Origin of the sequence: Flavobacterium longum, assembly GCF_965137575.1 — a bacterium.
GTDB classification, from domain to species: domain Bacteria; phylum Bacteroidota; class Bacteroidia; order Flavobacteriales; family Flavobacteriaceae; genus Flavobacterium; species Flavobacterium longum.
This window is the reverse complement of sequence record NZ_CBCRZJ010000002.1, coordinates 563,255-575,268: the sequence shown is the minus strand read 5'-3', so window position 1 is coordinate 575,268 and position 12,014 is coordinate 563,255. Positions and strand designations below refer to the sequence as shown.

Sequence of the window (12,014 nt, the reverse complement as noted above, 5' to 3'; positions counted from 1 at the left end):
TCCAATCCCTATTTCAGCTTCTCATTCCCGTGATGACGGTCGTGATCGCGCTTGGTTTTGAGTTCCATTTTCTTGTCGAAAGACGCTTGCAGGTCTACGCCGGTCTGGTTGGCCAGACAGAGCACCACGAAAACCACATCGGCCAGTTCTTCGCCGAGGTCTTTGCCTTTGTCGCTTTCCTTCTCGGACTGTTCGCCATACCTGCGGGCAATGATGCGCGCCACTTCGCCCACTTCTTCGGTGAGTTGCGCCATGTTGGTGAGTTCGTTGAAGTACCGCACGCCGTGTGCTTTAATCCAGTCATCGACGGCGATTTGTGCGTTTTTGATATCCATGTTATATTTTTATGAGGACGATTTTTTCACTGGCGGACTGTGCCATCCCATCATAAAAACGCTTCAACACCGGATAAAAATCCGATGACACGATGGCTTGATTGATTTCCAACGACGCCGTCAGTTGTATTACGTTAGTTTGCTGCTGGGCATTCATTTTATATGTCCCGACGTTTTCAGGCATGGTCAACATCACTGCCTTGGGCAACGAAGCTACCGTGTAACCAGCCGGGATCTGGATGGAGATGTTATACTTGTGCAAGGTCGGGAATCCGTAGTAAATTGGCAACACCCGCGTATCAGAAACAAACGGGTTTTTCGTGCGGGTCAGGAACAGCATCGGGTCAATATAAATTTTTTCGCCGATGACCTCAACGCTACTGCCCGAAAAGTCAAATTTTTCCTCAATCATTTGGTTTGCGGCGTCTGGAATGTCTGCGGTGTAACCCCAGATTTCGATGCCGTTTAGTTCTTTTTCCAGCCACTGCAGGTAATCGTCCTGATTTGTGCCTTTGAACTTGTCGCGAAAACCATAACCGAAATAATCCGTCTTGGACACCTTCACCTTGCCCGACAATGTTCCTGATGCGTCCACTTTTGCCATGACCGTGAACATGGCCTTTGACGATGTTTTCGGAACCAAATCGATTTGTTTGACCGAGCCGTCGTTGGCAATACGCCATCCGTGCCAATTCAAGTCGCGAAATGGCAAAATGTTGGCCGCGGAGTTTTTGTCGGTTGCATCGAAAAGCGTTGTTCTGCCGTCAATTTCGGCGGCTGCAATCACGTAATTGAAGATGGCCCGATTGGGAAAAACAGCCACGCCATTATCGACGGTACTGACCAACACGGGATGCGCCGAAACGCCTGCATAATTGAGCATGGCCACAAGCATCAGGTTGATTTCGGCCACGTTTCCCGTTCGTTCTAAAAATGCATTTTTTAACCCTTTTTTGACGAGATATCCATACTTTCCATTCCACGACATCGTACGTTGCACATATTCAAAGACAGCCGTTGCCCGCTGTAGTGGCGTTTGGTCTGGCTTTACGAAGGCCGCGAGGTAAGCCTCGAAATATTGGCGTTCCTGCAAAGGCTTTCCGAAATTCTCATTTTTGTAAATGTCATTTGCAACGGCTTCCCAAGTAGTGGCATATAGTTTCGGTTCTTCATCCGGAAATTGTATTTTTTCCAGCTCGTGCTTGACCGCGGCGCGATAATTATCGAGATTGTCTACGTAAGGTTCGTCTTTCAGTGCTGGTATGTCTTCGCCATAAAAATCGCGGCTTACCGCTTGGTAACGTATAGAAACGGACTGGCCGTGGTCGTCTTCGAAATTTTGTGAATCGTCAACGATTTTCGCCGCTGTGGCAATATTCCCAAAGCCACATGAAATAGGTTTATACTGGAAATACTGCGGGATAATAGTGTTGTAAGTACAATATTTGACGGGTATGTCATACTGGAACTCGAACGTTGGAAATTCCGTAATGTCTTCGGTACGCAACCGGTACTTGAATTCGATGACCGAGCCTACTTTTACGTTGGCCAACACTAACGTGGCTTCATCCCAATATTCGTTGCGCTTTTTCTTGAATTGGCCTTCGCGCCCAGTCTTGGTTTTCACGATTTTGCCGCTTTCGAGGTTGTAGGTTACGGCATCCGAAAATTCTAAGTAGTCGTCGTCCAGATTTTTGTATCCGGTATAATACGGCACCGGGAAATTACCCCATGACAAGCCTTCCTTCTTATAGATTTTAATCCTGAACTCGTATTCGTGATCGATGTAAAACCCAGTCTTCTTGCGGTATCTAAATTTTGAGGTCGCCTTCTTAAAAATAACGGCGGCAGGCGCAGTGGTGTCGGTTGGGCATAATTTTTCCCTCAACTCCGCTTCGGATACTTTCCCAAGTTCCATCTTTTGCGACTGCGCGAGACATACAAAAAAGCACATCAACAAACACAGTCCTTTCTCGAGTTTTAAAGCCATCGGAATCTACCTATTACAGACATCAAAAAAACAGTTTACAATTTCTTTAAGACGACTCTCTCGTTTTGCTTGTCGATCATGGCCTTAAAAAAATCGCGAAGCGCACCATAGTCATCTGGCGAAATGACCGCTTCATTGATGTCGATCGACGAAACCAGTTGCACTTGCTTGCCGTTCGAGGTAATGTTGTAGCTGAACTTGCCGGCATTGCCTAAGGTAACCATCGTTGGCGCAGGAATCGATTCGACCGCATAACCTTCCGGTAAATTGATCGTAATGGAATATTTGTCCTGATTCGGGAAGACAAAGTCAACCGGATATTCGCGCTTGTCTTGTTTGAACGGATTTTCGTGCTGGGCAAAAAACACCATCGGGAAAAAATAGATTTTATCACCAATGATTTCCGAAATGCCGTTGTGGGTAAACGAATAACTTTCTACAACTGGTTTAGAAAAGTCGTCACTGGACACAGCGTAATCGTCGGCAATCTCGAGACCGGAAAAGTGCTTTTCGAGTTTTTCCAAATAACTTTCTTTGCTAAACCCAGCGTAACGGGAACGATAAAGAAAAGCATTGTAATCAAAATATTCGTCGCGGAGTTTCCCGGTGAGCTTGCCTTGTGAATCTATCGACGCTATCATCTTGACGACGTCTTTTGAAGCGTAGGTCGGCATCAAATCCACGACCGCCGAACTCCCGTGTTCTCGAATAATCCTACCGTACCAATTCAAGGCACGTACCGGCAGAATATTCGGAAGTGCATACTTGTCCGTGGCGTCAAGCAATACGACACTTTCATTTTTTTCTATGGCACAAACCACGTAATTATAGGCAGACCTGTTCGGGAAAAACGCAATGCCGTTGTCGCGCGTGCTCACCAATACCGGGTTCGCGCTGATGCCTGCCGAACGCAACATGGCGGTCAGCATCAGATTGATTTCGGCTGCATTCCCGACCTTATCCTTGTAGGCTTTCTTGACACCGTCTGTACAAGTGTAATCATAGTAGCCGTTCCAGTTCATGCGCGATTTCACAAAATTGAAGATGGCCGCAGCCTTTTCCTCGTTCGAGACCATTCCGCTGGTGATGGTTTTCAAATCTTCCTCAAAATAGCCTGTTTTCTTGAGTTCTGCCCCGAACGATTCAGAATCGTATATGGTCTTGGCCAAGTCTTCCCAAGTTGTTGAAAGGCTTTTAATGGGCGAATTGGGATATTGAATGGCCGTCAGTTCGTGTTCAACAGTTGAAACATAGTTGTTGATGTTGCTTACAAAATCCTCGTCTTTCATGGACGGCATCTTGTTGGCAGTATAAGTGGTAACGGCTTCATTAAACGACATTTTGTGGGTGTCAAAGGACGTGCTCACGTCTTCCCCGCGCTCTTTTGTCGTGAAATTGTGAGTCCGCGTGTCGGAGGTCGTAGTGATTGTAGGCATCAGGAAACCCTTGAAATTGGTTTTGAACATAAAATACTCCGGAAATTTGGTCACGTATTTTGAATGGTTCACCGGGATCGATGATTGAAACTGCCAATCGGACACATTGCCCAAAAACGGCGAGTACAGCGTGTAACGGTATTCTATTACTGAGCCTTCTTTTACATTGGGCATTGTGATCTTTTTGGCCGCCCAAAATTTGTTGATTTTTTCATCAAACTCACCTTCAGACTTTAGCTTGGTTTTTTCGATGTTTCCGTTCACCAAATTGTATGTGACGGCCTTTGAAAAGTTTATTTGCTCGGTTGGCTTTTGTCCGATGTAGTATTTCACCGTCTTGTTTGCCCAGTCATAGCCTTCTTTTTTATAGATTTTAATCCTGATTTCCACATCGGTAACCAGCGTAAACCCTTGTGCGTCGCTATAATCCATGTACGTTTTACCGCTTTGGAACAATATGGCCGCAGGCGCGTCTGGCTCCACCGGATGCGCCGCTTCTGCTAATTCTGCCTTTGTTACTTTTCCCAATTCAAACTCTTGTGCATGACCCAAACCTGCAATCAACAAAAACACCGCTGTCCAAATTCTTGCTTTCATTTCCGTTATTTTATGTTTTCTTTACTAATACACATTTCGCATTGTCTGCCTTGGCAATCTGCTCGCGGAATTTCCTGAACTTCTCATAATCGGTTGCCGGATAATTCCCTTGTTTAATGAGCAAAGAGCGTTTGTAGGTTAGCTGTTTGGGACTGGTGACGATGCATTGCGATTTGTAGGTTCCGAAGGCATCTGTGATTTCGATGTCGTCTGGCTTGGCTTCCACGACAAATCCGTCGGGAATGTCCACGGTGAACTCGTCGTCGTCATAGAAACCGCGTTCAATTTCCACGGCATTCAACCGGGTGCGATAGCGTTGCGGAACGTTGTAAAACTGATTGAACGGATTGATGGCGAACATGAGCCTTCCGCCGCTCACAGTGGCATAACCTGGTGCGTTCAAAGTGACTTTTTCCTTGAACTCGGGGGTTTGCCGGTCATTGACCAAGTCGATCTTTTCGATATTGAGGTTGTTCACGACCACAAAATATTCCTTGTAATGCGTGTGGCGATCTGTGCCCGATTTGCGTTCCAAATCGGCGCGCAACCGGTACTGCAAACCGCGGCTCGCAATGTCTATTTGACCCGAGAGCTTCCCGTCTGCGCCGATGGCATATCGCGCTTTCGAGATTTGGGAATTCTCTTGGTCCTTGTAAACATGCGTCCGAACAATTTCGCCGCCATCGGGTTTCAGGACAAGCGCCAAACGGTCGTCGGTGAAGTTGGCCTGGAAATCAAACGGATCGGTCTGGCTGGTACATTCCACCCAACGCAATTGGTTGCCGTCCGAAATGGCTAGTGTAGCGTGGTTGCCTTGCATAGACACAAAATCAGGATCAATGTCTTCTTTGGCGTTGCCGCCGTAAATCAGGCAATAATAGGATGGCACGCCCACGGCTTCCAGTAACGCTTTGGTGTAATTGGTCAGCGCTTTACAATCGCCATAACCGAGCCTGTGCACGTCGGCTACCTTCATCGGTTTCCAGCCGCCTACCCCGAGTTGGATGCTGACGTATCTGGTTTTATTCTGCACGAAATCATAAACGATACGCGCCTTTTTGATCGGATCTTTTTCATCGCCGACCAGCGCCACGATTTTCTCACGCGCGTCTTGCGGCAGTTCGGTCGTGCCCGCGATGAGGCTTTTCTGTACCCAATTCCCGAAGGTTTTCCAGTCTGTGGCTTCACCGTTGATGCCTTCATAACTAAACTTTTCCAAACCAAACAAGACTTGCGGCGCCAAGGCATCGAAATCCGGCGAATACTGTTCATTCTTCAAGGCCGGGATATGTTTCGCCGTAAAAGTGATGCTGCCCGATTGCTCGGTTTTGGCGATGCTATAAGTGCCGAAATTCCTTGTTTTGTATTTCAGCCCAAGCGTCTCGGGGCAAGTCACGGTAATGCTCGACTGCTCCACGCTTTCAAGGCCGTCGTGCAATGGCGACCATCGGGGCAAAAAACCCGTATCGGCATCGCTGACTTCGCTTTCATAAACAATCGTAAACGGGTAGTCAGTGGGCGTGAAATCCAGATACGTTAATTTCCGGTCTGTGATGATGGAACCTTCCGAGACGGCCACTTCCTTGAAATCCTTGCGCTTGATTTTCTTGATTTCCATCCCAAGCGCATTATAAACCGTAGCGCCGATGGACTTCACGTTGCGGCTCTCTCGCGCATCGATATGATCTACACCGAGTTCGTTGAGCACGGAAACCACACGGCGCGTCTTGATTGTGACCGAGTTCCGGGATGTAATATTGACGGTGATTTCTTCACTCCGGATGACCGCATTTGCATTTTCCTTGAGTTCGGCGGGCAGTGTTAAAACGGAGTATTGGCCTTGTTGTGCCCATGCTGTTGCGACGCACAACAAAAAAAATAACACGGATTTCATTTCGGGTTGGCTTTGCCCAAATATAATTTTTTTTAAGAAATCCTTAAGATTTATTCTTTGTTTTTTGTGTCGATGACAATCGTGACCGGGCCGTCGTTGACCAAGGCCACTTTCATGTCGGCACCGAAGATTCCGGTTTGGATGGTTTGGCCGCACGCCAACTGCAATTCCGCGACAAATTGCTCGTATAAAGGAATCGCGATCTCAGGCCGCGCCGCCTTGATGTACGATGGCCGGTTGCCTTTTTTCGTGGAGGCGTGCAACGTAAACTGGCTTACCACTATGATTTCGCCCGAAACGTCGCACACAGACAAATTCATCACGCCGTTGCTGTCCCCGAAAATTCTGAGGTTCGCGATCTTGGCCGTCAGCCAAGCAATGTCTTCATCGGTATCGGCGTCTTCAACCCCGACGAGAACGAGCAATCCCGGACCGATTTCGGCCTCACGCTTTCCGGCTACAGTCACCGATGCTTCTAACACACGTTGGATAACCGCTCTCATGATTCGTTGCCCCGGCGGTCGCCATAAATATCGGTGCGGTAATTTTCGTCTTCGCCGTCGAGGATTTGCAGGTAACTTCGGTAGCGCGACCACGCGATTTCGTCCTTTTCGAGCGCATTTTTCACGGCGCATTGCGGCTCGTCCTTGTGCAGGCAATTGTTGAACTTACAGTCGTTTTTAAGCTTGAAGAATTCCGGGAAATAATCGCTGATTTCTTCCTTTTCCATATCGACGATACCAAACCCGCGAATGCCCGGCGTGTCAATGATTTGCGCCCCGAACGACAGGTCGAACATCTCGGCAAATGTCGTGGTGTGCTGGCCTTGCTGGTGCTGTTCGGAAATTTCTTTGGTCTTTAAATCCAGCGACGGTTCGAGTGCATTGATCAGCGTGGATTTGCCCACACCGGAGTGCCCGGAAAACATCGATACTTTGTCTTTCATCAACGCCTTCAGCTCGTCCAAACCTTTATTTTCCTTCGCGGAAACCTTCAGGCATTTGTACCCGATTTGAGCGTACACATATTGCAAATACAACTGTTCGTCGCGCATGTCCTCGTCGTAGGTGTCGGTCTTCGAAAATACCAGCACCGCTTCAATCCCGTAGGCTTCGGCGGTAACGAGGAAACGGTCGATGAAACTTGTAGTCGTTGGTGGATTATTGATCGTGACCAACAAGAAAACACGGTCAATGTTGGCCGCGATGATGTGCATCTGGTGCGACAAATTCACCGATTTCCGGACGATGTAATTCTTACGGTCGTGGATGTCGTAAATCGTGCCGGTGGTTTTGTCTGAAGAATCGTCTAGTTCAAAATCGACGATATCGCCCACCGCTACCGGATTGGTGCTCTTGATGCCTTTGATGCGGAACTTGCCCTTGATGCGGCATTCCCACAGCGCGCCGTCGTCGGTCTTGACCACGTACCAGCTTCCGGTTGATTTATATACAATACCTGTCATCGGCAATTCTGAATTTTAATTCCGGCCATTCGCCGACGCAAACCCAATTTAAAATTTATAATTTAAAATTTATAATTTTTTCTCCTGGTGAACGATGCTTTCCTGGTGGATGGCCTTGAATAGCCGCAGGATGAACTCCTCACTCAGGTGTTGCGCTTGCCCGGCAGCAGTCATATTTTCGAGAATTTGCTGCCAGCGTTCCGTTTGCAGAATGGACACGTTGTGCCGTTGTTTCAGCGCGCCAATTTCATCGGCAATGGCCATGCGTTTGCCCAATATGTCGATGATTTTGCCGTCGAGTTCGTCAATCTGCAACCGGAGTTTTCCGAGTTGTTTCTGGAACGAATCGGTCAAATCATTCGGTTTCCGGACGATGAGATTCGCGAGGATGTCCTTCAAGGCATCGGGCGTGACTTGCTGTGCGGCGTCGCTCCAGGCTTTGTCCGGATTCGGATGCGTCTCGATCATCAAACCGTCGTAGTTCAAATCAAGCGCTTGTTGTGATACCTGCTGGATCATGTCGCGACGGCCGGTAATGTGCGATGGGTCGCAGATCAAAGGCAAGTCCGGGAAACGGCTTTGCAATTCAATCGCGATTTGCCACTCCGGAATGTTACGGTATTTGGTTTTGTCGTATGTGGAAAAGCCGCGGTGCACGACACCCAGTTTGCGGATGCCTGCGTTGTACAGCCGTTCCACGCCGCCGAGCCACAACGCCAAGTCCGGATTGACCGGGTTTTTCACCAAGACGATTTTGTCTGTCCCGGCGAGTGCATCGGCAATTTCCTGTACGGTGAAAGGGTTTACGGTCGTGCGGGCGCCAATCCAGAAAACGTCTATGCCGTGTTCCATGGCCAACTTCACATGTGTCGCGTTGGCGACTTCAACGGCCATCAGCAAACCGGTTTCTTCCTTGGCTTTCTGCAACCATTTGAGCCCGATGGCGCCAATGCCTTCAAACCCGCCCGGACGCGTGCGCGGTTTCCAGATGCCGGCCCTGAAAATAGATACCGGCGACTCTTTGAGCGCGCGGGCCACGGCCATGACCTGTTCTTCGGTTTCGGCGCTGCACGGCCCGGCAATCACCAGCGGGTGCGAACCCATGTCATCTAACCAGCGTCGTAAGGTTTTATCGTTTTCCAAGTAGCATCAGTTTTGGGCAAAATTAGGCGCTATTTCCCAAATCGGATTTAAAAACCGGCGAAAATTTATTTTTCTGATTACTTTTGCCCCAAACCCTTCGCGCATGTCTATTGAAGTCAGCAACATCTCCAAGCATTACGGCGCACAGAAAGCGCTGGACAACGTTTCGTTTTCGGTAAAGAAAGGCGAAATTGTGGGTTTCCTCGGGCCGAATGGTGCCGGAAAATCGACGCTGATGAAAATCCTGACAACCTACATCAGCGCAGATGAAGGAACAGCTTTCGTGAACGGCCACGACGTAAGTGCCGATGCGAAAGCCGTGCAATTGTCTGTGGGCTATTTGCCCGAACACAACCCGTTGTATCTGGATTTGTACATCCGCGAATACCTTGAATTCAACGCCGGTGTTTACCACGTCTCGAAGTCACGCATTGACGAAGTGATTGCACTTACGGGCTTGACGCCAGAAAAACACAAGAAAATCGGGCAACTCTCAAAAGGTTACCGCCAGCGTGTCGGGTTGGCCACGGCGCTTTTGCACAATCCCGATGTGTTGATCCTGGATGAACCGACCACAGGCTTAGATCCGAACCAGTTGGTCGAAATACGCCGCGTGATCAAGAATGCCGGACAGGACAAGACCGTTTTCCTCTCCACGCACATCCTGCAGGAAGTGGAAGCCATCTGCGACCGCGTGATCATCATCGACAAGGGCAAGATCGTGACCGACAAAAAACTCGACAAACTGATTTCGGGCACCGAACAAATCATTGAAGTGGAATTTGACGCCAAGGCAGACCAGGCTGCGATCGCAACCCTTCAAGACCTGACTTCTTATAAAAATATTTCCGGAAACATCTGGGAATTGACTTTTACCTCAGAGGATGACAAACGCCCGGCAGTTTTCGACTTTGCTACGGCCAACGGCTTAAAAACCTTGCAACTTTCCCAAAAGACAAAAGATCTGGAGCGCGTGTTCCGGGATGTGACGAAGTAGGAAATAGTGGCTGGTTGTTAGTGGCTAGTTGCTAGAGGATTATTCTTCGTTTGTGTCGATTCTACTATTCATGTATTGTTGTACCGTTGCATCCCGATTAAGGCGTTTGAGTTTTCGAGTTGTTTAAATTGAAAATAACGCATCGGTAGACGAAACACCTAGCAACTAGAAACTAGCAACTAAACCTACTCAAAAATCAACCTTCCGGTATAATGTCGCTGGACATTCACTTCAAGAGGCTGTGTCAGGCAACGCACGTTTCCTGTTCCATAGAGGTTGCCAATAAGCGAATCTGTGGGTTTTACGATTAGGTCGTTGGCACTCCGCTGAAAAAACCTCACCTGATTGGCCGGCATTTCTGCGCCTTCAAAACGGCCAAGTCCATCGTAAAAATTCAGCCAAAGTACGTTTGTATGGCCCCGCATCTTGAACGTGGCTACGTTGTTGGTCTCAATTACCGTTTCGATGTTGTTCACATCGAGGTTAAAATCGCCGGTGCCGACGCCACCGAAATAATCCATGGCGTACAGTTCCAGTATCGGAAAAGTCAGCACGCCGCTAGACACGATTTGTTGTTCCGTGTTGGAATAGATTTTCATCACCGGAACATTCTTAGCCGTCACGAACACCGTTTTATTGCCGTACTGCCGGTTAAGATTGCACCCTGAATTGTCTTGTAATAAGAGCGAATCATTGACAATCCGTACACTGATATCGTCAATGACGTTGCTTCCGGCCTTTACAGTAATGGCGTTTTCATCGCCCTGCGCCAAAACCAATTTGATGTGCGGAAATACATAAATCTTATCGAAATGGCTTTCCAACGGTAGCGTAATAATCTTTGTTGTCGTCGCACCCGAATTCTTGAAGCAATCTTCGGAAATACTACACCCAAACAACAACACGCAGAACGAAACATACAGTATTTTTTTCATATCTTAAATCCTTATTCCGATACCCATTTCAAGGGCTTCGGCACGTGCGCCATGCGCCTTGAGCGAGAGCGCGCCATACAAAATATCGGTAATATAATATTTAGCACCAACACGCTGGTAAATGTCTATTTCGTATTTGAACGGTTTGTAAACGTAGTAGCCAAGTTGCGTTTCAACAGTCAGTTTGTTGATAAAGAGTTCATGCCCAACGAAAATGCCGACGCGCTTATAGTCAGTTTCCGGGTCAACGTACGGGCGATCAGGGTAAATGGCCGAATAATAGGCTACGAACTCCTTTAGATACTGCGAAAGGAAAAGGTCGGCGCCCAGTTGCAAAGCACTCTTTCGTCCCAATCTTTTATCTACGTATGTTCCGATATGGTAAAATGGCTTTTGTCCGGATCCTGCAATCTGGCTTTCCGAAATCCCCGATCGGAACACAAAATTAAACCGTAAAGGTTCTATGAAGTTGGCCTGCGCCGACGAATCAGGCACGCGGTATGGTGGCTTTTCATTGAGGTTGTAATGCACGCCCAGATTGACCGCGTAGGTGTTGATCCCGGTATTCGGTGACTTGATCCTGCCGTTTGAAAAGTGCGTGAATATGAAACCGGCCTGCAACCCGAACCGCCCGATGATGTTCTCCTTTTTGTAGTTGAGCATGAAAAGATTACTGCTCATGAGCGTTGAGCCGAATGCGTTGTTCTTGTAATTGTCTTCCTTGTCGTAAGGATTGGTCGTCATGCCGATGCCTTGCGAAATCCTGAACACCAAATGCCGATTCAGGAAATAGAAATTGTAGTGTGCGCCTACGGCAAAACATTTCCCCAAGATGTCGTTATGGAAATCCTGGTATTGGAATGATACGCCGTAATCGGGGAAATTGTACGCATGCTGCCATTCTTTATCGCCGAAAGTCTGGTGGTTGAAACTGAGCAAAACGCCGTCCGGATGGCCGGTGATCAAATGGTCAATGTCGTCGGTATGGCGGTAAATGTTGCCCCGGAAAAAATCAAGTTGCACATTGGTGTGCCCGTTTTGCTGGCCAGCCATGTGCAACGACAGAAACAAACATGCGATGAATATCCTCATTTTCAACGGAAAGCGCAAAGATATTCTTTTTGGCCAATTGCGAAGGAAAACTTCGGCGCCCGAAACGCATTTCTCGGCCACCGAAAAGAACGAAGAAAAATACTATATTTGACGGCCCGAAATGGGCCAG

The 12,014-nt window shown here is 48.1% G+C and carries 11 protein-coding genes; 2 read left to right on the top strand and 9 right to left on the bottom strand.

What is annotated here, in order from left to right:
- Positions 1-8: 8 nt before the first annotated feature.
- From ACM9J1_RS05490 to ACM9J1_RS05460, 7 genes are all read right to left on the bottom strand, one after another.
- Entirely contained in the window at positions 9-335 is a 327-nt protein-coding gene (locus ACM9J1_RS05490; RefSeq protein ID WP_415580960.1) for a nucleotide pyrophosphohydrolase, read from the bottom strand.
- A 1-nt stretch (position 336) separates the two neighbouring features.
- Positions 337-2,325: a DUF3857 domain-containing protein gene (locus ACM9J1_RS05485; protein ID WP_415580959.1), complete on the bottom strand. Its 1,989-nt coding sequence runs from the start codon at positions 2,323-2,325 to the stop codon at positions 337-339.
- Between the two features lie 35 nt (positions 2,326-2,360).
- The gene (locus tag ACM9J1_RS05480) at positions 2,361-4,358 is read right to left on the bottom strand and encodes a DUF3857 domain-containing protein (RefSeq protein WP_415580958.1); all 1,998 of its coding nucleotides are present in this window, start codon (positions 4,356-4,358) and stop codon (positions 2,361-2,363) included.
- 10 nt (positions 4,359-4,368) lie between these two features.
- On the bottom strand, positions 4,369-6,252 hold the full coding sequence (locus tag ACM9J1_RS05475) for a DUF3857 domain-containing protein (protein ID WP_415580957.1): 1,884 nt from the start codon (positions 6,250-6,252) through the stop codon (positions 4,369-4,371).
- 50 nt (positions 6,253-6,302) lie between these two features.
- Positions 6,303-6,755 carry a D-aminoacyl-tRNA deacylase gene (gene dtd / locus ACM9J1_RS05470; RefSeq protein WP_415580956.1) on the bottom strand — a complete coding sequence of 151 codons (453 nt, stop codon included), beginning with the start codon at positions 6,753-6,755 and terminating at the stop codon, positions 6,303-6,305.
- Positions 6,752-7,717: a ribosome small subunit-dependent GTPase A gene (gene rsgA / locus ACM9J1_RS05465; protein WP_415580955.1), complete on the bottom strand. Its 966-nt coding sequence runs from the start codon at positions 7,715-7,717 to the stop codon at positions 6,752-6,754. The genes dtd and rsgA overlap by 4 nt, the downstream gene beginning before the upstream one ends.
- Before the next feature lie 69 nt (positions 7,718-7,786).
- Positions 7,787-8,860, bottom strand: a complete 1,074-nt coding sequence (locus ACM9J1_RS05460; RefSeq protein WP_415580954.1) for a chorismate mutase — start codon at positions 8,858-8,860, stop codon at positions 7,787-7,789.
- 103 nt (positions 8,861-8,963) lie between these two features.
- Here ACM9J1_RS05460 and gldA point away from each other — a divergent pair, with 103 nt between their 5' ends.
- Positions 8,964-9,857, top strand: coding sequence for a gliding motility-associated ABC transporter ATP-binding subunit GldA (gldA, locus tag ACM9J1_RS05455; protein ID WP_415580953.1), 894 nt, complete (start codon positions 8,964-8,966; stop codon positions 9,855-9,857).
- 185 nt (positions 9,858-10,042) lie between these two features.
- Here gldA and ACM9J1_RS05450 read toward each other — a convergent pair whose 3' ends face one another.
- A complete protein-coding gene (locus ACM9J1_RS05450; protein WP_415580951.1) occupies positions 10,043-10,792 on the bottom strand; it encodes a GIN domain-containing protein in 750 nt (249 codons plus the stop codon).
- A gap of 3 nt (positions 10,793-10,795) precedes the next feature.
- Positions 10,796-11,884, bottom strand: a complete 1,089-nt coding sequence (locus ACM9J1_RS05445; protein WP_415580950.1) for an acyloxyacyl hydrolase — start codon at positions 11,882-11,884, stop codon at positions 10,796-10,798.
- On the opposite strand from ACM9J1_RS05445, the gene ACM9J1_RS05440 reads away from it, so the two are divergent.
- Positions 11,871-11,996, top strand: coding sequence for a hypothetical protein (locus tag ACM9J1_RS05440; RefSeq protein ID WP_415580949.1), 126 nt, complete (start codon positions 11,871-11,873; stop codon positions 11,994-11,996). The two genes, ACM9J1_RS05445 and ACM9J1_RS05440, sit on opposite strands and share 14 nt — an antisense overlap.
- The last annotated feature ends 18 nt before the right edge of the window (positions 11,997-12,014 follow it).

Excerpts from the sequence above, each read along its gene's own strand:
- ACM9J1_RS05450 (WP_415580951.1), bottom strand. The coding sequence starts at position 10,792 with ATGAAAAAAATACTGTATGTTTCGTTCTGCGTGTTGTTGTTTGGGTGT.
- ACM9J1_RS05490 (WP_415580960.1), bottom strand. The coding sequence starts at position 335 with ATGGATATCAAAAACGCACAAATCGCCGTCGATGACTGGATTAAAGCA.
- ACM9J1_RS05475 (WP_415580957.1), bottom strand. The coding sequence starts at position 6,252 with ATGAAATCCGTGTTATTTTTTTTGTTGTGCGTCGCAACAGCATGGGCA.
- ACM9J1_RS05440 (WP_415580949.1), top strand. The coding sequence starts at position 11,871 with ATGAATATCCTCATTTTCAACGGAAAGCGCAAAGATATTCTTTTTGGC.
- ACM9J1_RS05480 (WP_415580958.1), bottom strand. The coding sequence starts at position 4,358 with ATGAAAGCAAGAATTTGGACAGCGGTGTTTTTGTTGATTGCAGGTTTG.
- dtd (WP_415580956.1), bottom strand. The coding sequence starts at position 6,755 with ATGAGAGCGGTTATCCAACGTGTGTTAGAAGCATCGGTGACTGTAGCC.
- gldA (WP_415580953.1), top strand. The coding sequence starts at position 8,964 with ATGTCTATTGAAGTCAGCAACATCTCCAAGCATTACGGCGCACAGAAA.
- ACM9J1_RS05445 (WP_415580950.1), bottom strand. The coding sequence starts at position 11,884 with ATGAGGATATTCATCGCATGTTTGTTTCTGTCGTTGCACATGGCTGGC.
- rsgA (WP_415580955.1), bottom strand. The coding sequence starts at position 7,717 with ATGACAGGTATTGTATATAAATCAACCGGAAGCTGGTACGTGGTCAAG.
- ACM9J1_RS05485 (WP_415580959.1), bottom strand. The coding sequence starts at position 2,325 with ATGGCTTTAAAACTCGAGAAAGGACTGTGTTTGTTGATGTGCTTTTTT.